The 23,207-nt window shown below is 66.8% G+C and carries 25 protein-coding genes; 8 read left to right on the top strand and 17 right to left on the bottom strand.

Features of this window, described 5'->3' with window-relative positions:
• Nucleotides 1-47 precede the first annotated feature (47 nt).
• Complete coding sequence (locus tag WDM94_08285) at nucleotides 48-443, top strand: hypothetical protein (GenBank protein MEJ0012611.1); 396 nt, start codon at nucleotides 48-50, stop codon at nucleotides 441-443.
• A 303-nt stretch (nucleotides 444-746) separates the two neighbouring features.
• Here the strand turns inward: WDM94_08285 and WDM94_08280 are convergent, their stop codons facing one another.
• Both WDM94_08280 and ilvD read right to left on the bottom strand, forming a co-directional pair.
• Nucleotides 747-1,706 (bottom strand): tetratricopeptide repeat protein, encoded by a 960-nt coding sequence (locus WDM94_08280; protein MEJ0012610.1) that lies wholly within the window; start codon nucleotides 1,704-1,706, stop codon nucleotides 747-749.
• Nucleotides 1,693-3,417 (bottom strand): dihydroxy-acid dehydratase, encoded by a 1,725-nt coding sequence (gene ilvD / locus WDM94_08275; protein ID MEJ0012609.1) that lies wholly within the window; start codon nucleotides 3,415-3,417, stop codon nucleotides 1,693-1,695. The genes WDM94_08280 and ilvD overlap by 14 nt, the downstream gene beginning before the upstream one ends.
• A 335-nt stretch (nucleotides 3,418-3,752) precedes the next feature.
• Between ilvD and WDM94_08270 the strand changes: the two genes are divergently transcribed.
• Nucleotides 3,753-4,130, top strand: a complete 378-nt coding sequence (locus tag WDM94_08270; protein ID MEJ0012608.1) for a hypothetical protein — start codon at nucleotides 3,753-3,755, stop codon at nucleotides 4,128-4,130.
• A gap of 154 nt (nucleotides 4,131-4,284) precedes the next feature.
• On the opposite strand, the gene WDM94_08265 is transcribed toward WDM94_08270, so the two are convergent.
• Together WDM94_08265 and WDM94_08260 are read right to left on the bottom strand one after the other, a co-directional pair.
• On the bottom strand, nucleotides 4,285-4,989 hold the full coding sequence (locus WDM94_08265) for a glutathione S-transferase N-terminal domain-containing protein (protein MEJ0012607.1): 705 nt from the start codon (nucleotides 4,987-4,989) through the stop codon (nucleotides 4,285-4,287).
• A 67-nt stretch (nucleotides 4,990-5,056) separates the two neighbouring features.
• Nucleotides 5,057-6,178 (bottom strand): helix-turn-helix transcriptional regulator, encoded by a 1,122-nt coding sequence (locus WDM94_08260; protein MEJ0012606.1) that lies wholly within the window; start codon nucleotides 6,176-6,178, stop codon nucleotides 5,057-5,059.
• A gap of 117 nt (nucleotides 6,179-6,295) precedes the next feature.
• On the opposite strand from WDM94_08260, the gene WDM94_08255 reads away from it, so the two are divergent.
• Together WDM94_08255 and WDM94_08250 are read left to right on the top strand one after the other, a co-directional pair.
• On the top strand, nucleotides 6,296-6,745 hold the full coding sequence (locus WDM94_08255; GenBank protein MEJ0012605.1) for a hypothetical protein: 450 nt from the start codon (nucleotides 6,296-6,298) through the stop codon (nucleotides 6,743-6,745).
• A gap of 123 nt (nucleotides 6,746-6,868) precedes the next feature.
• Nucleotides 6,869-7,297, top strand: coding sequence for a cupin domain-containing protein (locus tag WDM94_08250; protein MEJ0012604.1), 429 nt, complete (start codon nucleotides 6,869-6,871; stop codon nucleotides 7,295-7,297).
• Nucleotides 7,298-7,304: 7 nt separating this feature from the next.
• On the opposite strand, the gene WDM94_08245 is transcribed toward WDM94_08250, so the two are convergent.
• Nucleotides 7,305-8,273: an NAD-dependent epimerase/dehydratase family protein gene (locus WDM94_08245; GenBank protein MEJ0012603.1), complete on the bottom strand. Its 969-nt coding sequence runs from the start codon at nucleotides 8,271-8,273 to the stop codon at nucleotides 7,305-7,307.
• On the bottom strand, nucleotides 8,270-8,707 hold the full coding sequence (locus WDM94_08240; GenBank protein MEJ0012602.1) for a GNAT family N-acetyltransferase: 438 nt from the start codon (nucleotides 8,705-8,707) through the stop codon (nucleotides 8,270-8,272). Before WDM94_08240 ends, WDM94_08245 begins: the two co-directional genes overlap by 4 nt.
• Nucleotides 8,708-8,803: 96 nt before the next feature.
• On the opposite strand from WDM94_08240, the gene parE reads away from it, so the two are divergent.
• From parE to WDM94_08225, 3 genes are all read left to right on the top strand, one after another.
• Nucleotides 8,804-10,894: a DNA topoisomerase IV subunit B gene (parE, locus tag WDM94_08235; GenBank protein MEJ0012601.1), complete on the top strand. Its 2,091-nt coding sequence runs from the start codon at nucleotides 8,804-8,806 to the stop codon at nucleotides 10,892-10,894.
• Nucleotides 10,895-11,173: 279 nt separating this feature from the next.
• Complete coding sequence (locus tag WDM94_08230; protein MEJ0012600.1) at nucleotides 11,174-11,626, top strand: hypothetical protein; 453 nt, start codon at nucleotides 11,174-11,176, stop codon at nucleotides 11,624-11,626.
• 170 nt (nucleotides 11,627-11,796) lie between these two features.
• A complete protein-coding gene (locus WDM94_08225; GenBank protein ID MEJ0012599.1) occupies nucleotides 11,797-13,383 on the top strand; it encodes a DEAD/DEAH box helicase in 1,587 nt (528 codons plus the stop codon).
• 20 nt (nucleotides 13,384-13,403) lie between these two features.
• On the opposite strand, the gene WDM94_08220 is transcribed toward WDM94_08225, so the two are convergent.
• The 11 genes from WDM94_08220 to WDM94_08170 all read right to left on the bottom strand — a co-directional run bounded on the left by WDM94_08220 (nucleotide 13,404) and on the right by WDM94_08170 (nucleotide 22,272).
• Nucleotides 13,404-13,817, bottom strand: a complete 414-nt coding sequence (locus WDM94_08220) for a TfoX/Sxy family protein (GenBank protein MEJ0012598.1) — start codon at nucleotides 13,815-13,817, stop codon at nucleotides 13,404-13,406.
• 12 nt (nucleotides 13,818-13,829) lie between these two features.
• On the bottom strand, nucleotides 13,830-14,396 hold the full coding sequence (locus tag WDM94_08215) for an isoprenylcysteine carboxylmethyltransferase family protein (protein ID MEJ0012597.1): 567 nt from the start codon (nucleotides 14,394-14,396) through the stop codon (nucleotides 13,830-13,832).
• Nucleotides 14,397-14,412: 16 nt separating this feature from the next.
• Nucleotides 14,413-14,793 (bottom strand): iron-sulfur cluster assembly accessory protein, encoded by a 381-nt coding sequence (locus WDM94_08210; protein ID MEJ0012596.1) that lies wholly within the window; start codon nucleotides 14,791-14,793, stop codon nucleotides 14,413-14,415.
• Between the two features lie 78 nt (nucleotides 14,794-14,871).
• Nucleotides 14,872-15,279, bottom strand: a complete 408-nt coding sequence (locus WDM94_08205; GenBank protein ID MEJ0012595.1) for an SUF system Fe-S cluster assembly protein — start codon at nucleotides 15,277-15,279, stop codon at nucleotides 14,872-14,874.
• Nucleotides 15,280-15,291: 12 nt separating this feature from the next.
• A complete protein-coding gene (locus tag WDM94_08200; GenBank protein MEJ0012594.1) occupies nucleotides 15,292-16,530 on the bottom strand; it encodes a cysteine desulfurase in 1,239 nt (412 codons plus the stop codon).
• Complete coding sequence (gene sufD / locus WDM94_08195; protein MEJ0012593.1) at nucleotides 16,527-17,879, bottom strand: Fe-S cluster assembly protein SufD; 1,353 nt, start codon at nucleotides 17,877-17,879, stop codon at nucleotides 16,527-16,529. The genes WDM94_08200 and sufD overlap by 4 nt, the downstream gene beginning before the upstream one ends.
• A gap of 4 nt (nucleotides 17,880-17,883) precedes the next feature.
• On the bottom strand, nucleotides 17,884-18,642 hold the full coding sequence (gene sufC / locus WDM94_08190) for a Fe-S cluster assembly ATPase SufC (GenBank protein MEJ0012592.1): 759 nt from the start codon (nucleotides 18,640-18,642) through the stop codon (nucleotides 17,884-17,886).
• Nucleotides 18,643-18,656: 14 nt separating this feature from the next.
• On the bottom strand, nucleotides 18,657-18,968 hold the full coding sequence (locus tag WDM94_08185; protein MEJ0012591.1) for a hypothetical protein: 312 nt from the start codon (nucleotides 18,966-18,968) through the stop codon (nucleotides 18,657-18,659).
• Nucleotides 18,965-20,434, bottom strand: a complete 1,470-nt coding sequence (gene sufB, locus WDM94_08180; GenBank protein MEJ0012590.1) for a Fe-S cluster assembly protein SufB — start codon at nucleotides 20,432-20,434, stop codon at nucleotides 18,965-18,967. Before sufB ends, WDM94_08185 begins: the two co-directional genes overlap by 4 nt.
• Nucleotides 20,435-20,494: 60 nt before the next feature.
• Nucleotides 20,495-21,640 (bottom strand): cysteine desulfurase family protein, encoded by a 1,146-nt coding sequence (locus WDM94_08175; GenBank protein ID MEJ0012589.1) that lies wholly within the window; start codon nucleotides 21,638-21,640, stop codon nucleotides 20,495-20,497.
• Nucleotides 21,637-22,272 carry an FMN-binding negative transcriptional regulator gene (locus tag WDM94_08170; protein MEJ0012588.1) on the bottom strand — a complete coding sequence of 212 codons (636 nt, stop codon included), beginning with the start codon at nucleotides 22,270-22,272 and terminating at the stop codon, nucleotides 21,637-21,639. Before WDM94_08170 ends, WDM94_08175 begins: the two co-directional genes overlap by 4 nt.
• A gap of 162 nt (nucleotides 22,273-22,434) precedes the next feature.
• On the opposite strand from WDM94_08170, the gene WDM94_08165 reads away from it, so the two are divergent.
• Nucleotides 22,435-23,088, top strand: a complete 654-nt coding sequence (locus WDM94_08165) for an alpha/beta hydrolase (protein MEJ0012587.1) — start codon at nucleotides 22,435-22,437, stop codon at nucleotides 23,086-23,088.
• Nucleotides 23,089-23,207: the final 119 nt, after the last annotated feature.

Genomic DNA, 23,207 nt, shown 5'->3' with positions numbered 1-23,207 from the left:
TCGGCTTTGTGAGTTGAGCCGTCCCTGTCGCGGGTTAGCATCGGGGAATGCAGCGCGTCGTCCGGCTCAGTGCCGTGCTGGTTCTTGCCGCGATGGCCGGCTCTCCGGTCGTCGCCGAGGACGCGCCCGCGACCAACAATCCTCCCGCTGCGCTGGCCTGCACGAATTCCGGCATGCACTACGAGCCCGGCGACTTCGCCTGCATCGCGGCCTGCCACGGCCGGCGGCGGCTGGCGCGGTGCGACACCGTCTCCAACACGGCGACGTGGACGTACATCCAGGACATTTGCCCGACCTCGATGATCAACGCGCCGTGGCCGAGCGAATGGAGCGAGGTGCCGGCGCTCGCGGCGATGTCGCCGATCCCGGTCACCGTGGACCGGAGCGCGATCCCGCCGGATGTGCGGTTCGCGTTCGTGTCGCTGGGCGCAGTCGGCCAGTAGTGGCGATGCGCCGGCTTTTTGAAGCAGCAACGCCGATTTAAAACGCAGGTGTGGCGACGCCAATGCCATGCCTCCCCTCCACCGTCATCCTTCGGCGGCCCGTAGCGCCGACCGGCGCACCAGATTCAACAGGCGCGGTGGTGAGGAGGAGCGTGGTCCTCCGGTCGAGGCCGTTGGCCTCGCCGAAGGATGACGGTGGAGGGGATGAGACGTGGCGTTGCTCAAAAGCGACCGCGCCAATGTGGCCGCAGTCGCCGTTGTCGTCCCCGCCTACGCGGGAACGAAAGCGGGACGAGTGAAACGCTAGTTCGTCGCCGGCGCCGGGTTGCTGGCGACCATGGCCGGGTTGGCCTTCAGCCACTGGTCGGCGCGCAGCTTCGCCGCGTTCCATTCGTCCTCGGTCGCGGCGGAACGGGCTTCCTCGTGCATGTCGGCGATCCAGCGGACCGTGCCGCCCGAACGCTCCAGCGCGATGGTCAGCATCATCAGGCCGTCGACCGGCTGGCGGAACAGGCCGTCGCCTTCGAAGAGGATGTGGCCGAGAAGCGCCTCGCCGTCGACGCTGCCGTAGTCGGCGGCCTGGCGGGCCCACTTGGCGGCCTCACGCGCGCTCTGCGTCGCGTCCTTGCCGTCGAGGTGGTCCTGGGCGAGCTCCAGCGATACTTCGACCGCGAGCGCCTTGGCGTCGGGGTTGCCCTTGTCGGCGGAAAGCTTCGCCCACTTGGCGGCCTGCACCAGATCGCGGTCGCCGCCCTCGCCGTTGTAGTACATCTTGGCGAGGTTGAGCTGGGCGTCGGCGTTGCCGAAGAGCGAGGCGGCGTAGGTGAACGCCTGCCGTGCGCGGCTCATATCCGGCTTCACCTTCGAGTTCGGGATGCCGTTCTTGTAGTAGTTGCCGAGGCGGACGTACGCGTTCGAAACAAACGGCGCCGCTTCCGCATCGACCGAGTCGTCGTCGTTGGAATTGGCGATCACCTCGCCGAACAACTGGAACGCCTTGGCGTCGTCGCGGGTGACGCCGTCGCCGTCGGCGTACATGCGCGCGAGCTTCCACTGCGCGCCGGCGATGCCCTTCTGCGCCGCGAAGTCGAGCGCCTCGGCGGCGGTGGTCTTGTCGCCGCTCTTGTACTGGTCGAGGCCGAAGGTGAACGCCTGGTTGGGGGGCGTCTCGGCGTTGAGGTCCTTGATCTCGAACGCGAAGGCGGAGCCGACGCCAAGCGCCGACACCACCACTGCCGAACTCAGAACGCTAGATATCCGCATAGGTCGTCGTTTCCGCCGCTCCGCCCGGGTGTGTCACGGCTCCTTGCCTCGCCGGTCCCACGCCCTGGGCGTACTTCCAAATGGCCCCGCTCTTGTACGAATTTGCCCGCGGCTTCCACTCTCTCTTCCGCGCCGCCAATGTGGCGTCGTCAAGACGAACCGAAATCGTCCCCGCGACGGCGTCGATATCGATGATGTCGCCGTCCTTCACGAGCGCGATCGGGCCACCGACCGCCGCTTCCGGGCCGACGTGGCCAATGCAGAAGCCGCGCGTGGCGCCGGAGAAACGGCCGTCGGTGATGAGGGCGACCTTGTCGCCCATGCCCTGGCCGTAAAGCGCCGCCGTGGTCGACAGCATCTCGCGCATGCCGGGGCCGCCGCGCGGTCCCTCGTAGCGGATGACGAGAACCTCGCCTTCCTTGTAGGTGCGTTTGTTGACCGCCTCGAAGCAGGCTTCCTCGGTGTCAAAGACGCGCGCCGGGCCAACGAAGTGCTGGCTCTTAAGTCCGGCCACCTTCACGATGGCGCCGTCAGGGGCGAGGTTGCCCTTGAGGGAAACGACGCCGCCGGTCGGCGTGATCGCATTCTTCGTGGTGCGGACTACCTGCTGGTCGTCGTTCCACTTCACGTTCTCGAGGTTCTCGGCGACGGTCTTGCCGGTCACGGTCATGCAGTCGCCGTGGAGGTACCCGCCATCGAGCAGCGCCTTCATGACCAGCGGGATGCCGCCGGCCTCGAACAAATCCTTGGCGTTATATTTCCCGGCCGGCTTGAGGTCGCCGATGTAGGGTGTCTTGCGGAAAATCTCGCCGACGTCGAAGAGGTCGAACTCGATGCCCGCCTCGTGGGCCATCGCCGGCAGATGGAGCGCGGCGTTGGTCGAGCCGCCGGTCGCGGCAACGGTCATGGCGGCGTTCTCGAACGCCCGGCGCGTCACGATCTGGCGGGGACGCAACTGGGTGCGGAGCAGCTCCATCACCTGCTCGCCGGCGGCGGAGCAGAAGGCGTCGCGGATCTCGTAGGGCGCCGGGGCGCCGCAGCTATAGGGCAATGCCAGGCCGATCGCCTCGGCGACCATGGCCATCGTATTGGCAGTGTACTGACCGCCGCAGGAGCCGGCGGACGGGCACGCCACGCGCTCCATCTCGTCGAGCGTGACGTCGTCCATCTTGCCGACCGAGTGGAGGCCGACCGCCTCGAACAGGTCCTGCACGACGATGTCGCGGCCCTTGTAGCGGCCGGGGAGGATGGTGCCGCCATAGATGAAGATCGACGGCACGTTGAGGCGGATCATCGACATCATCATGCCGGGCAGGCTCTTGTCGCAGCCGGCCATGGCGACCAGCGCGTCATAGCTGTGGCCGCGCATGGTGAGTTCGACGGAGTCGGCGATCACGTCACGGGAGGCCAGCGACGACTTCATGCCGTCGTGACCCATGGCCATTCCGTCGGTGACGGTGATGGTGCAGAATTCGCGCGGGGTGCCGTGCGCCGCCGCAACGCCCTTCTTGACGGCCTGCGCCTGGCGCTGGAGCGAGATGTTGCACGGCGCCGCCTCGTTCCAGGCGGTCGCGACACCAACGAGCGGCTGGTGAATCTGCTGGCTCGTCAGACCCATCGCGTAGAGGTAGGAGCGATGCGGAGCATGCTCCGGACCCTCCGTCACGTGGCGGCTGGGCAGTTTCTTCTTGTCGATAACCCGCGCTTCCATGCTTTCCTCGTAGGCACTCGTGCAACCCAAAGGCGCCCGGTAAAAACGCCGGACTCCCAAGCGTCCTGGCAACGGGTTTCCGTTCGCCGCCAAGGCGCCGTTTTCGACCCCGTGAATACCAGGCTGCTTGCCCCCCTGCGGCAGGTCGCCTGATCGCACTCACCTTCAGTCTCAGTTTATGGCTGAAAGGCGGCGCCAGATGAGCAGTAAACCCAATCGGTTAACTTCTCGCAACACTGTTGCGGAGGCGCCACAAACAGCGGTTGCTCAAATTGCGGGCAGACCGAGATAGACTTGCTTTCGTCGATTCTCTCGTCCCGGAGGCCCATCCCGCCATGATCACCCTGCCCTATCGTTTCATGCTCACCGGCATCGTATTCGCCCTATGCGGGATGGCGCTCGGCATATGGATGGGCACGAACGAGAACTTCACGCTGGCGCCGCTTCACGCGCACATCAACTTGGTCGGCTGGGCTTCGCTGATGCTGTTCGGGCTGTTCTACCGTGGCGCGCCGCAGTCGGCTTCGACGATGGCAGCCAAGATTCACTACTGGGTGGCACTGCTCGGAGCACTCAGTCTAACCATCGGCATCTATGGAACGTTGGCCAATCCGGCAGTCGCGCCGCTCGTCATCCCGGGCTCGCTGCTGACGCTGATCTCGATGCTGATCTTCCTCTGGGTCGTCTGGTCGGCGGCGCGGAAGGGGATGTAGTTTTCCTTCAACCCTGCCCTTGCGGGAGGGTAAAACCGCGAAGCGGTTTTGGGGAGGGGTCGGGCTCTATCAATTCGCGCCGCAACCCCCGCCCGAAACCGGCTTTGCCGGTTTCGACCTCCCCGCAAGGGGGAGGTTGAAGCGGCGTTCCGGACTACCGCTGCCCGTACAAAATCTTCCGCTCCGCTTCCTTTTCCTCGGGCTTGGATTCCGGCGCGGGCGGCGCCTTCAGCGCGATGCCGCGCTGCACGGCCGGCCGCGCCTCGAGGCGGTTGCTCCAGGCGACGACGTTCGGGAATTCGGCGCCATCGACTTCCCGGTTCTGCCAATTGCGGACCCAGCCGAACAAGGCCATGTCGGCGATCGAGTATTCGTCGGCGACGTACTCGCGGCCTTCCAGCCGTGTGTTCAGCACGCGGTAGAGGCGGTGGACCTCGTTGCCGTAGCGGGTGAGCGCGTACGGAATCTTTTCCGGCGCGGCGTTACGGAAGTGGCCGTACTGGCCGAACATCGGGCCGACGCCGCCCATCTGCCACTCCAGCCATTCCAGCACCGCCACGCGCTCGCGCGGATTGCGGCCCAGGAAGCGCCCGAACTTCTCGGCGAGGTAGATCATGATCGCGGCCGACTCGAAGATCGAGATCGGCTTGCCGTCCGGACCCTCGGGATCGACGATCGCCGGGATGCGGTTGTTGGGCGCGATCGCCAGGAACTCGGGCTTGAACTGGTCGCCCTTGCCGATGTTGACGAAGTGGGGGGTGTAGGGCAGGCCGAGCTCTTCGAGCAGGATGGAAATCTTGAAGCCGTTCGGCGTGCCCCAATAGTAGAGGTCGATCGGCTGGGTCTGTTTCGCGGTCACGGGGATCTTTCCGGCGGGAGGATGCGCCCCGGAAAGTAGGCCGGCGAAATAATTTGTCGAGATATCGCTAGTGGATGGCGCCCGGCGCCAGGAGCCGGTTCACCAGTTCCGCCCGGTTGTGGACATCGAGCTTGTCGTAGATCCAGCGGCCGTGGGCGATCGCGGTGTGGCGGCTGATGCCAAGGCGCTCGCCGATCGCCTCGTTCGAGGCGCCGTTAGCGAGCAGCACGCAGACCTCGGACTGCCGGCGGCTGAGGTTCAGATCGCCGACGCGGCGGGTCAGCGCCAGGCGCAGCGGCTCACGATGGGTCACCGCGATGCTGATGCGATCCATCGCCGGGCCCGCCCCCTTCAGCCACTCGGCCCGGAAAAGGAAACCGCCCCACGGGTTGCGATGATAGTGCACCGGCGCGGGCGCCGAGGGATCGTCGCCAAAGACGCGCACCAGGTTGCGGCAGATGCGGACGAGCGGCGGCGGCAGCGTGCCCCAGCGGCTGAAGTCGGTCTGATCCGTCACCACCGGATGGGTGGCGAGATCGAGCAGGCGGCGGCCCTCCAGCGACCACGATACGAGCTTGCCGGTGGCGTCAGCGACGACGACGCCGCTGCGGCCGCTATCGGCGAGCGGCTCGCCGCTTTCGCCGGTGTGGGCCAATGCCTGAACGAAGAACGGCTCAAGCGATGCGAGGCGCCGGCGCTCGGCCTCCAACCACGGCCGCTCCTTCAGACCGCGGTAGAGCGTGAGGCTGCCGACGGCGCGGCCGTTGCCGCCTTCCCGCACCAGCAGGCGCGTGAACCAGTAGATGCGCTGCGGGCGGTAGATGAGATTGTAGAAGTCGCTGCGGTCGAAGGTGGGCTGGTCGACGTCGATGGCGCCCAGCGCATCGGCGTAGTCCTGCACGCCGATCTGGGTGCGCACGTTGTCGGGAAAGGCGCCGCCCAGTTCGCGTCCGCGACGCCCGTGGAATTCGCTGAGGTAGAGCGGCCCCGTCGTCGCCGCTTCCGGATTGTTGGTGTAGCCGCCGGCGAGTTTCTGTTTCCCGTCGAGGAAGAACGCCAGCATCGAGACGCTGGGCAGCAGCCTATTCAATTCGTCGAAGATCGCGGGCATCACGGCCTCGCGGCCGACACCCAGGCAGCAGAGCTGCTTGATGCGCGTTGCGGCTCTGGCGGCGGTCGACCTTCCCATCGGCGCCCTCGCTGCGGCTGAACCCATGGTCGAAAGCGAAACATAGCACGATCGGGGGATGTCTCGAAATTCGCGCTCCGCTATCGCGTGACTTCCGTAACCTGACAGGAGGAAGTCATGTCCCATCGTTTCGTGTACGCGATGTCCGCCGGCGCGGTGCTGGCCTTGTCGTTCGGCGCGGCGCCTGCGTTCGCGGCCGGGCCGGCGCTCAAGCCGCTGACGCTGTCGAAGGAGTGCAGCAAGTATTCCGGCGACGTACCGAGCTTCTGCACGGTGCTCGAGTCTTCGCTGGGCGCGCTGCCCAAGGGGACGAAGGTTCTCTACTACGGGCCGGTCACCAACAATCCGAACTTCTCGACCAACAACGTCGTCCTCGACGACGGCGCCGGCAGCACCGCGGCGGGCAACTGCATCGTCAACTTCACCGCCGGCCCGTCGGGCATGTGCGCGTTCTACGCCGGCAGCGGCAAGCTTGCCGGCTTCCAGGCGGTGGTGAAGGTATCGGTCGATGACAAACAGGTCTGGCACTGGGAAGGCGGCTACCTGCTGGCGCCGGCGACCAACTAGCCTTCCGAGATTCGCCGGCGCGCCGCGGCAGGCGCCGGCGTCGTGCGCGGCGCTGACAAATTGTCGCCCGGCGGTTAGGCTGGCGTGCGTCAATCGTCAGCGCCAATCCATCGGAAGGACCGCATGCGCACGTCACTGCCCGCTATTGCCGCCGTCTTCTTGCTGGTCATGTCGGCCGCATCGGCCGAGGAACCGTATGAAGCCGCGGGTTCGACCGGCGAGCCTCTGCTCGAAGCGACCGAGACCGTCGATGGCGCGACGCTGGCCTATCCGGATGTCGGCGCGCCACGCCTGTTCTCCATCCGCCTCACGATCGAGCCGGGCGGGCGCACGGCGCTTCACCATCATCCGGTGCCGACCTACGTCTACGTCCTCGAGGGCGAGATGGAGCTGCACTACGGCGACGCGGTGAAGACCTTCAAGGCGGGCGAGGCTCTGGTCGAGCCGCTCAACAAGCCGACGCAGGTTTTCAATCGCGGATCGGCGCCGCTGAAGATGCTGGTCGTGCAGATCGAAAGCACCGAGATCGAAGGCGCGGTCGCGGAGCACTAGGCCGGCGCTACGGCTTGCCCGTCTTCACCTGACCGTGGTCGACCAGCCAGGCGACCGACTCCCGCACCGCCTCCAGCGAGGTGTAGCGCGGCTGGTAGTCGAGCAGCCGCGCGGCCTTGGCGATGCTGGCGTTCGGGCTGTGGGCGATGTGCGACCACGTCGCCTCGATGTCGCCGGGGTCGGTCTGGCGCGCCTTCCACTCCTCCCACGGCAGGAACGCCAGGTCGGCCTCGCGCCCGAACCAGTCGGCCATCGCCTCGGCGAAGCCGCGGAGCGTGACCGCCGCCGGCGAGACGACGTGGAAGGATTCGCCGACCGAGGCGCTCCAGTTGGCGATCGCCTTCATGAAAATCTGCGCGACGTCGTCGGCGTGGACGTGGTGCACCGTCTCCATGCCGAGATTGGGGATCGTCAGCTCCTCGCCCCGCGCCAGCGTCGTGAAGACGGCGGCGTTGAAGTTGCCGGCCGGGTTCACCGGCGCCCAGCCGGGACCGACGATGTGGCCGGGGTGGATCAGCGTTGCCGGCAGGTCGCCGCGGCGGGCTTGATCGAGCAGCAGTTCCTCGATCGCAGCCTTCTCGATGCCGTAGGTGCCGAACGGCCTGCGCGGCGTCGCCTCGCTCGTCGGCACCACCGTCGCGTGGCCGTGAACCCAGATCGTGCCGGTGTGCAGAAAATGCCGGACCTTGCCGCGCAGCGCGGTTGCCAGATGCTCGGCGCTGGCGCGGGTGAAGCAGATCATGTCGAGCACGATATCGGGTTTCAGGTCGCGGATACGCGCGCCGAAGGTCCCTGTCCGCTCCTCCGCCTCGCGGTCGGCGACGACGGTGGTCACCTTCTTCCACGCGGCGTGCGGCGAATACGGCGCGCGCTTGCCGCGCGTGACGTTCACGACCTCGAAGCCGGCCTCGACCAGCCGCGGCACCAGATATGTGCCGATGTGGCCGCTGCCGCCGATGATGACGGCGCGGGTCACCGGCCGGGCTTCCTGAGTTCGTAGCGCAGCAGGCCGTCGACGTCGGGCTCGGAGGCCATGAGGACGAAGCCGGCCTTCTGCACCATGGCGAGGCTCGCGACATTCTGCGGCGAGATGCGGCCCTCCAGCACCGCGAAGCGCGCGCCGGGGCCGGCGTGGAACCGCTTGATCGCGTCGGCGCCGATGCCGTGGCCGCGGCGCGAGGGCTCGACTGTCACCGAGACGTAGCCGCGCATGGCGTCGCCCTCGGCCTCGACAACCGCGACCAGGGCGCCGGCGGCGTCGCGGACCGCCCAGGCGCCCGCCTCGCCCATGACGTGGGCCAGCCACAGCGCGTCCGGATTGGAGATGTGACGCGAGGTTTCGCCGTCGGCGAACCACGACGCGTACTCGGCGAGGTCCGCCGGCCGGAAGGGTGAGAAGGTAAGCTCCATCGGCAAAACCCTAGGCAATCCCGCGCACCGGCGCTACCTGAGACGCGGGCGGCCATGCCAGACTGCCGCCGCGATTCGATAGCCTGCCGAGAGACTATGCCCAAGAAGCCGCCGAAATCCCGCCCCGCTGCCAGCCGCGCGCCGAAAAAGACCGGCCGCGCGGGCGACGACCTTTTCGCCGAGGTCGAGAAGGGCATCGGCAAGCTGAAGGTCGTGGCCGAGGCCGCCAAGCGCGAGAAGGCGGTGCCGATGAAGAAGGCGGTCGGCGACGACAGCTACTCGGCCGCCGACATCGAGGTGCTGGAGGGGCTGGAGCCGGTCCGCCGCCGTCCGGGCATGTACATCGGCGGCACCGACGAGAAGGGCCTGCACCACCTCTTCGCCGAGGTCATCGACAACTCGATGGACGAGGCGGTCGCGGGCCATGCGACCTGGATCGAAGTCGAGATGGAGCCGGACGGCTTCGTCACGGTCACCGACAACGGCCGCGGCATTCCCGTCGATCCGCATCCGAAGTTCAAGCCGAAGTCGGCGCTCGAAGTCATCATGACGATGCTGCACTCGGGCGGCAAATTCGACTCCAAGGTCTACGACACCTCGGGCGGCCTGCACGGCGTCGGCGTCTCGGTGGTGAACGCGCTGTCCGAGGTGCTGGAGGTCGAGGTCGCGCTGCGGCGGCGGCTCTACAAGCAGACCTTCGCGCGCGGCGTGCCGACTTCCAAGCTCAAGGACCTCGGCGAAGTCCACAACCGCCGCGGCACGCGCATCCGATTCAAGCCGGACGGGCAGATCTTCAAGGGCGGGCTGAAGTTCGGTCCCGAGCGCCTGTTCAAGATGGCGCGCGCCAAGGCCTATCTTTTCGGCGGCGTCGAAATCCGCTGGTCGGCCCCGGCCGAACTGGTCAAGGGCACCGACGTCCCCGAGAAGGCGACGTTCCATTTCCCCGGCGGCCTCTCCGAATATCTGGCGGCCGAGCTCGCCGGCGAGAAGACGATCGCGCCGATCTTCGCCGGCCGCACCGAGAAGGCATCCGGCCACGGCGCGGTCGAATGGGCGGTGGCGTGGTATCCGGGCGACGGCTTCATCCGCTCGTACGCCAACACGATCCCGACCGGCGAAGGCGGCACGCACGAGACGGGCCTCCGCAACGCGCTGACGCGCGGCCTCAAGGCCTACGCCGAACTCTCCGGCAACAAGCAGGGCGGCATCATCACCGCCGACGACGTGATGACCTCGGCGGCGGCGATGCTGTCGGTATTCATCCGCGAGCCGGAATTCGTCGGGCAGACGAAGGACCGGCTGTCGACGGCGGAGGCGACGCGCGTCGTCGAGAACGCAATGCGCGACCCGTTCGATCATTGGCTTGCGGCCTCGCCCAACGATGCGACGCGGCTGCTCGAATGGGTGGTGGAGCGCGCCGAGGAGCGGCTGCGCCGCCGGCAGGAAAAAGAAATCGGCCGGCAGAACGCCTCGCGCAAGCTCCGCCTGCCCGGCAAGCTCGCCGACTGCTCGTCGACGACGAAGCTGGAAACCGAAATCTTTATCGTCGAGGGCGACAGCGCCGGCGGCTCGGCCAAGCAGGCGCGCAATCGGACGACGCAGGCGATCCTTCCCTTGCGCGGCAAGATCCTCAACGTCGCCAGCGCCGGCCGCGAGAAGCTGACGCAGAACCAGCAGCTCGCCGATCTCCTTCAGGCGCTGGGCGTCTCGACGCGTTCGGCCTTCCGCATCGACGATCTCCGCTATGACCGCGTGATCATCATGACCGACGCCGACGTCGATGGCGCCCACATCGCCTCGCTGCTGATCACCTTCTTCTACCAGGAACTGCCGGAGCTGATCCGCGGCGGCCATCTCTATCTCGCCGTGCCGCCGCTCTACCGGCTGACGCAGGGCGCCAAGACCGTTTACGCGCGCGACGATGCGCACCGCGAGCGGCTGATGAAGACGGAGTTCAAGGGCAACGGCAAGGTCGAGGTCGGCCGCTTCAAGGGCCTCGGCGAGATGATGCCGTCGCAGCTCAAGGAAACGACGATGGACCCGGGCACGCGCACGCTGCTGCGCGTCGCCATCGCCGAGGGCCAGCGGACGCCCGACGCCGTCGATGCCTTGATGGGCAACAAGCCGGAGCTGCGGTTCAAGTTTATTCAGGAGCGCGCGGAGTTCGCGCAGGATCTGGATATCTGAGGCTGGCGACGAGCGTCCGAGCTCGTTGAGGCACACCCCTCCCCAAAACCGCGTTGCGGTTTTGGCCCTCCCACAAGGGGAGGGCTCAAGGGGAGTTTGTTGGAGCGTGATGTTTCAACAAGGATCAACCCTCCCCCTGTGGGAGGGTCAAAACGCCGAAGGCGTTTTGGGGAGGGGTGTCTCTCCTCCCCTCAAGGCGTGCCCCAAACGCCTTCAACATGATCTGGACATCCGCCCCATCGTCCGGGAAGCTAACCGTCCCCGCGGAGGAGGCCACCCATGTCCCTACGTTCCGCCCTCACAATTGTCGCCGTGACCGCGGCAATCGCGCTGTCGCCCCTGCCCGCCTTCGCCGACGCTATCCTCGACGGCCTCAAGACCCTGCCCGGCAATGTCGAGGACGTGCGGGTCGGCGGCACCTGGGATGCCGACGGCAAGAACGGCATCTACCGCGTCATCGTTTCGCGGAGCGGCGGCGACGAGGTGACGGCGCGGCTGTTCATCCAGTGGGTCGCCTACGACGATGCCGGCGGGGCGACCGTTAAGGACACCGTCGAGATCAAGGAGATGGCCGACCTCAAGGCCGATATCGTCGACTTTACGTCCGAATCGGACGCGGACGGCCTCGTGGTGCTGATCCAGACCCTCGATGCGAACGGCAACGCCAACCAGAATTACAAGCTGTTCGTGACCTCGCCGACCCAGCACAAGTTCGGCCCGGCGTCGAATTGACGGCGGTTTCACTGCGACTACAGGTATTTACTGCAATGCGCGGCGGTCATTGACATGACATGGGGAGTGCCTATGTTCCGCCTCGTTAATTCATCGGCCGCAGGCGCTTAGCGCCGGCCGCCCGCCAGCGCCCTCCGGTCGAGCGCGGCAACAGGTACCATCACTCCCGAATGAGCTTTCAGGATCTCGGACTCTCCCCGAAAGTCCTCGCCGCGGTCGAGGCCAGCGGCTACACGTCGCCGACGCCGATCCAGGCGCAGGCCATCCCCCACGTACTGACCCGGCGCGACGTCGTCGGCATCGCGCAGACCGGCACCGGCAAGACGGCGTCGTTCGTGCTGCCGATGCTGACCATGCTGGAGTCGGGCCGGGCGCGGGCGCGCATGCCGCGCACCCTGATCCTCGAGCCGACGCGCGAACTCGCGGCGCAGGTCGAGGAAAACTTCACGCGCTACGGCCGCAACCACAAGCTCACCGTCGCCCTCATCATCGGCGGCGTCTCCTTCGACGACCAGATCAAGAAGCTCGACCGCGGTGCCGATATCCTGATCGCGACGCCGGGCCGCCTGCTCGACCTCTTCGAGCGCGGCAAGATTTTGATGAACGGTGTCGAGATCCTGGTCATCGACGAAGCCGACCGCATGCTCGACATGGGCTTCATCCCGGACATCGAGCGCATCTGCAAGATGCTGCCGCCCTCGCGCCAGACGCTGTTCTTCTCGGCGACCATGCCGCCGGAGATCAAACGGCTTGCCGACGCCTTCCTCAAGGACCCGATCCGCGTCGAGGCCTCCAAGCCAGCGACCGCGGCGGCGACGATCAGCCAGCACATCGTCAACGCGGGCCGCGAGCCGGCCGACAAGCGCGCCGTGCTGCGCGCCCTCATCCGCGGCGCCACCGATTTCAAGAACGCGATCATCTTCTCCAACCGCAAGCGCGACGTCGCCACCCTGCAGCGCTCGCTGGTCAAGCACGGCTTCAACGCCGGCGGCCTGCACGGCGACATGGACCAGCGCTCGCGCACGCAGACGCTGGACGATTTCCGCAAGGGCAAGCTGACGCTGCTCGTCGCCTCCGACGTCGCGGCGCGCGGCCTCGATATTCCGGCGGTCAGCCACGTCTTCAATTTCGACGTGCCGACGCACTCGGAAGACTACATCCACCGCATCGGCCGCACCGGCCGCGCCGGCCTTAAGGGCACCGCGATCACCATTGCGACCTCGCTCGATCGCAAGTACGTCGCCGGCATCGAGAAGATGATCGGCATGCCGATCCCGCCGATGGAAGTCGAGGCCGACGCCGAGCGCGCCGTCTCGATCAACCTCGGCCGCAGCGAGCGCGACGAAAGCAGCGAGGGCGAAAGCCGCCGCGGCGGACGTGGGCGCCGCGGTGGACGCGGCGATCGCCACGAGGCTCCGCGCGGCGAGCGGCCTGCCGCTCCCGTTCAGGCGGAACGTCCGCCGCCGGTTCAGGCGGAGCGTCCTGCTCCGGTTCAAGCCGAACGTGCTGCCCCGGTCGAGGCGCCCGCCCCGGCAGCGCGGCGCGAGGAAGCGCCGCGCCATGAGCCGCGGCCGCAGCAGGAACATCGCCGCGAGGAACATCGCGGCCCGCGCAACCACGACCAGCCGCGCCGCGACGACCAGCGCCGCGACAACAACCGGCGCGATCGCGACGACGGCCCGCCGGTGGTGGGCCTCGGCGATCACATGCCGGATTTCCTCCGCCGGCCGGTGAAGCTGCCGACCGAGACGGAATAAGCTCAGTCGAATACGGGATCTCAGCGGCGCTTCGGCGCCGCTTTTGGTTTGGGCTTGGCGGATTTCGCGGCGGCCGGTTTCTTTCGTGCTGCCGGCTTCTTCTTCGCCTTCTCCGCGTTGTGCCGCTTCGCTATCGCGAAAGCCTCGCGCGCCCACTCGGCAAATTCGTCCGGCTCGTCGAACAGCCGCTCCGGCACCTGCCAGTACGGCATCGTCGTCATGGTCTTGCCGCGCATGTGCGGCTGCCATTGTGGCGCGCCCTCGGCCTTGTGCCGTGCTACCGCCGCATCGTCGGCGCGGAAGTAGAGTACGTCGCCAGCGATCAGCGCAAACATCATGCCGTCCTTCATGATGCCGTAGCCGCTGAACATGCGCTTGAAAGTCACGCCGCGAACCGGCGCGAACAGTTCGGTCAGGTGATCGACGTCGGCCACGGGGACGCCCTTTCAGATCACGAACGGAATGAGCGCCCTTACCGCGCGACGATAGTCCCGGTACTCGTCGCCGAACGTCTCGAGCATCACCCGTTCCTCGATGCTCAGCTTGTAGCAGAAACTGGCAATGGCGATCACGGCGGCGGCGAGCGCACGCCATTCGCCGATGGCGACGGCGGTGCCGATGAAGGCGAGCGTCAGGCCGGTGTAGATCGGGTGGCGGACCAGCCCATACGGTCCGGTACGGATCAGTTCGTGACTGTGCTTCACCGTCACCTGGGCGCTCCAGTTCGTGCCCAGTTGAACACGAGCCCAGATGGTGACGGCGAAACCGGCCGCAGTGATCAGTACGCCGGCCGTTGGTATCCAGATATCGGCGGGAAGAAAGCGCTGGCTCAACGGGCCGAGGTGGCGGTCGAGCAGCAGAAACGCCGCCAGCCATAGCGGGGCGCTGTAGGCGAGGCGCGACTGCCAGCTTTCCTCGCTAGCGGTCGCCTTCACGTTGCCGGCGGCGACCGCCCAATAGGCGAGCCAGCCCAGCCACAGGACCGCGATCGCATACGCGTGCAGGATCGGCATTGGACCTTCCGGAAATTCAGTGCGCGGCTTCCGCGGCGCGTTCCGAGGCCGGCTTCAGCATCACCGACTCGCCGCAGCCGCAGGCCGAGACTTCGTTCGGGTTCTTGAAGGTGAAGCCGGTGCGCAGCTTCGTCGCCTCGAAGTCCATGGTCGCTCCGAGCAGGAACAGCACCGCCTTCGGGTCGACGTAGACGTTGACGCCGTGGTCGGAGACGACGTCGTCGGCCGGGTTCGGTACTTCGACGGGATCGAGCGTGTAGGCCATGCCGGCGCAGCCCGCGTTCTTGACGCCGACACGGACGCCGACGAGCGACTTGTCGTTGCCCTCGACGAGTTCGCGCACGCGCTCGGCGGCGCGCTCGGTCAGCGAGATGACGGAAAGCTTGGGACGGGCCATCGGTTCATTCTCCACGCCGGTTCAAGGCCGGCGTATGCGTTTAAAATAGGCCTTTCGCCTGTAGAAACAAGCGTCTGGCTAGTACCAGTCGAGCGCCACCCGCGCCTCGTCGGACATGCGCGACTGGTCCCAGGCGGGATCGAAAACCATGTTTACCGTGACGTTGCCGACGCCCGGCACCAGGCTGACGGCGTTCTCCACCCAGCCCGGCATCTCGCCGGCGACCGGGCAGCCCGGCGCGGTGAGCGTCATGTCGATGTCGATGTTGCGGCTGTCGTCGATGTCGACGCGGTAGATCAGGCCGAGTTCGTAGATATCGGCCGGGATTTCGGGGTCGTAGACCGTCTTCAGCGCCGCGACGATGTCGCTTGTCAGGCGCTCCAGTTCCTCCGGCGGGATCGCGGTCCCGGTCGGGTGCAACGTCGTCGGCGCCGGGGCGGTTGCCTCGGGCTCGGACGGTGCGGGGGTGGCGGCGGTATCGCTCATCGATTCCATATCTTACGCGAAAAACTCGTGGGCCTTCTGCAGGGCCTCTGCCAGGGCGTCGACCTCTTCGACGGTATTATAGAGCGCGAATGAGGCGCGGCACGTAGCCGTCACGCCATATCGGGCGAGCAGCGGCTGGGCGCAATGCGTGCCGGCCCGGACGGCTATCCCAGCCCGGTCGATGATGGTCGAGACATCGTGCGGGTGGGCGCCGGCCATGTTGAAGGCGACGATGGCGCCCTTCCCCTTGGCATGGCCGTAGATGGTCAGGCTGTTGATGCGCGACAGGCGCTCGTGGGCGTATTCGGCCAGGTGCGCCTCGTGCGCGGCGATCTTCTCGCGGCCGATGCCCTCGATGTATTCCAGCGCGGCGCCGAGGCCGATCGCCTGGACGATGGGGGGCGTGCCGGCCTCGAAGCGATGCGGCGGCTCGGCATAGGTGACGCGCTCGGTCGTAACCTCAGCGATCATCTCGCCGCCGCCCATATAGGGCGGCATTGCCTTCAGCCGGTCGCGCTTGCCGTAGAGCACGCCGATGCCGGTCGGGCCGTAAAGCTTGTGGCCGGTCATCGAATAGAAGTCGCAGTCGATGTCCTGTACGTCGACCGGCAGGTGCACGGCGCCCTGCGCGCCGTCGATCAGGACGGGCACGCCGTGCGCATGGGCGATGCGGCAGATTTCCTTCACCGGCACGACCGTGCCCAGCACATTCGACATGTGCGTGATCGCGACGATCTTGGTGCGCGGCGTCAGCAGCTTCTCGAATTCGTCGATCAGGAATGTGCCGTCGTCGGCGATCGGCGCCCACTTGATGACGGCGCCCTTGCGCTCGCGGTGATAGTTCCACGGCACGATGTTGGAGTGGTGCTCCATGATCGACAGCACGATCTCGTCGCCCTCGCCGATGCCGTCGCGACCGAAGGCGTCGGCGACGAGGTTCATGCCCTCGGTGGCGTTGCGCGTGAAGATGATCTCGTCGGCGTGCTTCGCGTTGATGAAACGGCGCGCCGTCTCGCGCGCCTTCTCGTACGCCTCGGTCGCCGCATTGGAGAGAAAATGCAGGCCGCGGTGGACGTTGGCGTATTCGTCCGTATAGGCGTGCGTGACCGCGTCGATGACGGCCTTGGGCTTCTGAGCGGAGGCGCCATTGTCCAGATAAACCAATGGCTTGCCGTAGACCTGGCGCGACAGGATCGGGAAGTCGCGGCGGATCGCCTCGACGTCGTAGATGCCGGTTGCGGGGGCGTTCATGCCGCCCTCGTGCCGCGCTTGTTGAGCCAGGCGGTGACGGTGCGCTTCAGCGCCGTGCCGATCGCGCCATCGTCCATGGCGTCGATCGCCTCGTCGAGGAACGCCTCGATCAGCAGGCGCTCGGCTTCGGCGCGGGCAACGCCACGCGCCATCAGGTAGAACAGGTGCTCGTCGTCGATGCGGCCCGACGTGGCGCCGTGGCCGCACTGGACGTCGTCGGCGAAAATTTCGAGCTCCGGCTTGGCGTCGAACTCGCCGGAGTCGGAAAGCAGCAGCGCCTTCGACATCATCCTGGCGTCGGTCTTCTGCGCGTCGGGCTCGACGACGATCTTGCCCTGGAAGACGCCCTGCGCCTCGTCGTCGACGGCGCTCTTGACGAGCACGCGCGTGGTGGCGCCGGGCAGCGCGTGGTCGATCAGCAATGTCGTGTCGGCATGCTGGCGACCGCCGATCATGGTCACGCCGTAGATGCCGAGGCGCGTCTGGTTGCCACCGGTGGTCAGGAAAACCTGCGAACGCGACACGGATGCGCCCGCGGTCACCGTCAGATGATCGAAGCGCGCGCCGGCGGCGAGCGACAGCAGCGTCGTGCCGAGGTGCTGCGTCCAGTCGCCTTCGGCCTGCAGCCGCGTCCAGGCGACGGTCGCGCCCTTGCCAACGCTGATCTCGGTGGTGGCGTTCACCTGATGGGCGACCCCGTCGGGGCCGCGGAAGGTCTCTATGACCTTGAGATTGGCACCGGCCCCGATGCGAATGGCGCTGCGGACGGCTGACGCATGCGCCTCGGCGCCCGTCGAAATGTGCAATATTTCCAGTGGCTTATCGATGGCGACGCCGTCGCGTACCGTGACCTCGACGCCGTCTGTCGCGAACATCGCGTTCAGCGCCAGCGCGATGTCACCGGCCGCCATCTCAGGCGTCGCGAACAGTCTTGCGGCGACCTCGCCGTCGGCCTTCATCGCCAATGCGGCGGAGGAAACATCGACGCCGACCGCGGCCAAGCCGGGGCGATCGGAGAGCGCATCGAAGAAATGGCCGTCGACCAGCACGAGGCGGTGGCGCTCGACACCCTCAAGCGGATCGCGCGCCTCGGTCAGCGCCCGATGCGCCGCGGTCTCGGTCGGGCGGCGGGCGGGGAGCGCCGCCTTCTTCATCAGGGCGCGGAGATCGGTGTATTTGTATTCCTCGACGCGGCGATGCGGCAGGCCGGCACGGCGGAATTTGTCGAACGCCGCGGCACGAAATGCGGCGACGCGCTCGCCGCCCGGCAGATCGCCGAGCGTGTCCTCGAACTGGAGACTCAGCGCCTGCTCGGCCTCGGTGCGGATGATGCGCGGTTCGGCGGTCATGGCCTCACGCGGCGGCGCCGGTGAACTCGGCGTAGCCCTTGGCTTCCAGTTCCAGCGCCAGTTCCTTGCCGCCGGTCTTCACGATCTTGCCGGCGGAAAGCACGTGCACGACATCCGGCACGACGTAGTTCAACAAGCGCTGATAGTGCGTGATGACGACGAAGCCGCGCTCGGGCGACTTCAGCATGTTGACGCCGTCGGCGACGACCCGGAGCGCGTCGATGTCGAGGCCGGAGTCGGTCTCGTCCATGACGCAGAGGAACGGCTCCAGAAGCGCCATCTGCATGATTTCGTTGCGTTTTTTCTCGCCGCCCGAGAAGCCGACGTTGAGCGGACGGCGCAGCATCTCCTGCGTGACGTTGAGCTTGTCGGAGACCTCGCGGACCTTGCGGACGAAATCCGGCGTGGAGATTTCGGTCAGCCCGCGCTTCTTGCGCTGCGCATTCAGCGCCGCTTTCAGGAACGTCATGGTCGCGACGCCGGGAATCTCGATCGGATACTGGAAGGCGAGGAAGACGCCCTTGGCGGCGCGCTCGTCGATGTCCATGGCGAGCAGATTCTCGCCCTTGAACAGCACCTCGCCTTCCGTGACGCTGTACGTGTCGCGGCCGGCGAGCACATACGCGAGCGTCGACTTGCCCGAGCCGTTCGGCCCCATGATCGCGTGCACCTCACCCTCGTTCACGGTGAAGTCGATGCCTTTCAGGATCTCGCGATCGTCGATGGAGGCGTGCAGGTTGCGGATTTCAAGCAGCGCGGTCATTTCACTTTTCGCCTTCATGACGGATTTGCGGACATCGTTCCGCCCGACCGCATCGCGCGGTATTCGGCCACGGTGCGCGCCTTGTCGCCCCTGGCGACCGACGCCCACAGGAAACCTCCGGCGCCGACGACCGCGAACAGCACAAACAGGATGACGCCCGCCGCGGGATGGTCGGCGATCATCAGCCAGACGAAGAGCAGCGCGCCGACAAACATCGACGCGACGAAGCCGGCCACCACGAGCCAGCCTTCGCTGCTGACCGGCGACATGCGCGGGTTGCCGACGCCCGTCCTCGACAGGACCGCAAACCAGTAACGGCTGCTCACCCGACGCTCCCCTCGAGCGAGATCGAGATCAGCTTCTGCGCCTCCACCGCGAATTCCATCGGCAGGTGCTGGATGACGTCCTTGACGAAGCCGTTGACGATCAGCGCCACCGCCGCTTCCGGGTCAAGGCCGCGACTGCGCGCATAGAACAACTGGTCGTCGCTGATCTTCGAGGTGGTCGCTTCGTGCTCGAACGTCACGGACGAATTCTTCGCCTCGATGTAGGGAATCGTGTGGGCGCCGCACTTGTCGCCGATGAGCAGCGAGTCGCAGTTGGTATAGTTGCGCGCGCCGGTCGCCTTGCGGTGCGAGGTGACCAGGCCGCGGTAGGTGTTGTTGGAGACGCCGGCGGCGATGCCTTTCGAGATGATGCGGCTTTTGGTGCGCTTGCCGAGGTGGGTCATCTTGGTGCCGCTGTCGATCTGCTGGTGGCCGTTCGACACCGCGATCGAATAGAACTCGCCGACGCTGTCGTCGCCGCGCAGGATCACGCTCGGGTACTTCCAGGTGATGGCCGAGCCGGTCTCGACCTGCGTCCACGAAATCTTGGCACGGTCGCCGCGGGCGTCGCCGCGCTTGGTGACGAAGTTGTAGATGCCGCCCTTGCCGTTGGCGTCGCCCGGATACCAGTTCTGGACGGTCGAATACTTGATCTCGGCGTCTTCCTGCGCGACCAACTCGACCACGGCGGCGTGGAGTTGGTTCTCGTCGCGCATCGGCGCGGTGCAACCTTCAAGATACGAGACGTAGGCGCCCTTCTCGGCGATGATCAGCGTGCGCTCGAACTGGCCGGTGTTCTTCTCGTTGATGCGGAAGTAGGTCGACAGCTCCATCGGGCAGCGCACGCCCTCGGGCACGTAGACGAACGAGCCGTCCGAGAAGACCGCCGAGTTCAGCGTCGCGTAGAAATTATCGGTGACCGGGACGACGGAGCCCAAATACTTCCGCACGATCTCCGGGTATTCGCGGATCGCTTCCGACATCGAGCAGAAGAGGACGCCGGCCTTCTTCAGCTCCTCGCGGAAGGTGGTGACCACGGAGACGGAGTCGAACACCGCATCGACGGCGACGCGCGCGCCTTCGACGCCGGCCAGCACTTCGCGCTCGCGCAGCGGTATGCCGAGCTTCTCGTAGGTCGCGAGCAACTGCGGATCGACCTCGTCGAGGCTCTTCGGCCCCTTGGTGCTCTTCGGCGCCGAGTAATAATAGAGGTTCTGGAAATCGATCCTGGGGTACTTCACCTTCGCCCAGGTAGGCTCGGTCATGGTCAGCCAGCGGCGATAGGCGCCCATGCGCCATTCGAGCATCCACTCGGGCTCGCCCTTCTTGGCCGAGATGAAACGCACCGTGTCTTCCGACAGGCCCTTCGGGGCGCGGTCGGAGGCGATGTCGGTGACGAAGCCATATTTGTACTGATCGACGTCGATCTGGCGGACCTGATCGACCGTCTCGCGAACGGCGGGCATTCCTTCACTCCATCCACTGCGGTTTCAAGGACCGCGGGTCGAGCATTCCGGAGAGGCGGCTCAGGCCGCCTGAATCGTTCCGGGCGCGAGGTGACTTACCACATGGCGCCAGGCAGTTGCGAATGAATCTAAATCAGCCTCCGTCGAGGCCCAGCCTAAGCTAATGCGTATCGCGCATTTTGCTAGGGCCGCCGGCACGTTCATGGCCGCAAGTACATGACTTGGCGAGACTTTTCCCGACGAGCAGGCGGAGCCGGAGGAGACGGCGATCCCCGCCAGATCGAGGGCGATCAGCAGGGTCTCGGCGGGGAGGCCGGGGACGGCGAAACACAGGGTTTGCGGCAGGCGCTCGACGTTCGCGCTGAACACGGTCGCCGAGGGCCCCACCATGGCCGCGAGGCGGTCGCGCCAGACCCTCCATTCCGGCAGCGGGGCGGCAACCTTGGCCGCCGCGCCGAAGCCCGCGACGGCCGCGACGTTTTCCGTCCCGGCGCGCTGGCGCTTCTCCTGGCCGCCGCCGGTCATCAGTGGCGCGAAGCTCCACGCGTCGGTGGCGCGGACGATAGCGCCGGCGCCCTGCGGCCCGCCGATCTTGTGCGCCGACAGCGTCAAGACATCGACGCCGAGCGCCGCAATGTCGACCGGTATGCGACCGGCCGCCTGCACCGCGTCGGTATGAACGGTGGCGTTGTGGGCGTGGGCGACATCGGCGACCCGGCGCACCGGCTGGATGGCGCCGGTCTCGTTGTTGGCGAGCATCACGGAGACCAGTGCGCGCTTGCCCTCGCGGGTGGCGGCGGCGAGCATCGCCTCCAGCGCCGCGAGGTCGACGATGCCCTGGCCATCGACCGGGATCGGCTTCACGGCATCGCGCGCGAAGCGGCCTCCGGCGGTGACCGACGGATGCTCGGTCGCGCCGTGGAACAGGACATCGGCGCGGCGCGGCTTGCCGGCGAAGCTCCAGTCCGGCGTCAGCACCGTGTCGTTCGCTTCCGTGCCGCCGCTGGTGAAGGTGACATAGCGGGCGTCGCCGCCGACCAGCGCCGCGACCTCGGCGCGCGCCTGCTCGACCACCTTCCGCGCCGCCCTGCCCTCACCGTGGACCGACGATGCGTTGCCGGTGGCATCCAGCGCCGCGATCATCGCCGCGCGCGCCTCGGGGCGCAGCGGCGCGGTGGCGTTGTAGTCGAGGTAGGTGCGGCTCATGTTCCGGCCTTCCGGCGCGCCGCGACCAGTCCGGCCATCGCCAACGCTGCCTCGTCGCCGCCGTTGCTCAGCCCGGCAACCACGCCGGCACGATCGCTCTCCGGCCGGTTCTGGCTCACCTTCCATTTGCCTTCGATCCGCGCGATCGCGATCTCGATGCCGACGATGCCGCGGATCTGCGCCTCGATGTAGGCCTCGGGCGCGTCGGCGACATGCCAGCCATGCGCGCGGCGGTCCTCCTGCGACCGCGTCAGCGCCTCGATCTGGGCGCGTAGCCAGTCGCGATCCTCGACGGCGCGAAGGCGCCCGTGGACCTGCACGACGGCATAGTTCCACGTCGGCACGACCTTGCCGGTCTCCGCCTTCGTCGCATACCAGGACGGCGTGATGTAGGCCTCCGGCCCCTGGAACACGACCAGGGCCTCCGTCGCTGGGTCGAAGTTTTGCCACTGCGTATTCGGCCGCGCGACGTGGCCCTGCAGCAGGCCGTCGGAAGCATCGAGGATGAACGGAATATGGTTCGCCTCAAGGCCCCCGGCGCCGCTCGTGACCAGCAGCCCCAGCGGATGGGCGCGGATCAGCGCGTGCTGGACGGCGGGATCGTCCTCCCGGAAATGCGGCGGCTGGTACATGGCGCGGAAATTAGCGCGGCAGCCGGCCAAAGGCGAACCGGCCGGGCAATGCAGCGGCGGCCGGAATGCCGGTTATGCTTGAATTCGACCCCCTCGATCGTGATATGAGGGCCACGGATTGAGCGGTGCCCTGCCGCCGCTGCCCCCAAATTCCGAGGCCCCATGCCCGAAATCATCTTTACCGGCCCTGCCGGACGCCTCGAAGGCCGCTTCCAGCCGGCCAAGAAGAAGAACGGCCCGATCGCGATCATCCTGCATCCGCACCCGCAGTTCGGCGGCACGATGAATAACCAGATCGTCTATCAGCTCTTCTACATGTTCGCGAAGCGCGGGTTCGCCGTGCTCCGGTTCAACTTCCGCGGTGTCGGCCGCAGCCAGGGCGAGTTCGACCACGGCTCGGGCGAGTTGTCCGATGCTGCGGCGGCGCTCGACTGGGTGCAGTCGGTGCATCCGGATGCGCGCAGCTGCTGGGTCGCCGGCTTCTCGTTCGGCGCCTGGATCGGCATGCAGTTGCTGATGCGCCGGCCGGAGATCGAAGGCTTCATCTCGATCGCGCCGCCGGCCAACCTGCACGACTTCACCTTCCTCGCCCCCTGCCCTTCGTCCGGCCTCATCATCCACGGCGACCAGGACAAGGTCGTGCCGCAGAAGGACGTGCAGGCGCTGGTCGACAAGCTGAAGACGCAGAAGGGCATCAAGATCGATCAGCAGATCATCAAGGGCGCCAACCACTTCTTCGAAAGCAACATCGACGAGCTGCTGGAAGACTGCGCCGCCTACGTTGACCGGCGCCTGGCGATGGAAACCGCCGCTTAGCACCTCCTGCTCGTTCCCGCGAAAGCGGGACTCATCGAGACGCTGCGAGCCGTTGGCGGTTGTTGACCCAGATCAAGGGACGTCGGCCGGCGATCCACTAAGCCTCCGCAAACAACAGG

Source organism: Bauldia sp. (assembly GCA_037200845.1).
Lineage (GTDB): Bacteria > Pseudomonadota > Alphaproteobacteria > Rhizobiales > Kaistiaceae > DASZQY01.
Note: the sequence above shows the minus strand (reverse complement) of the source record. Positions and strands in the feature narration are given on the sequence as shown.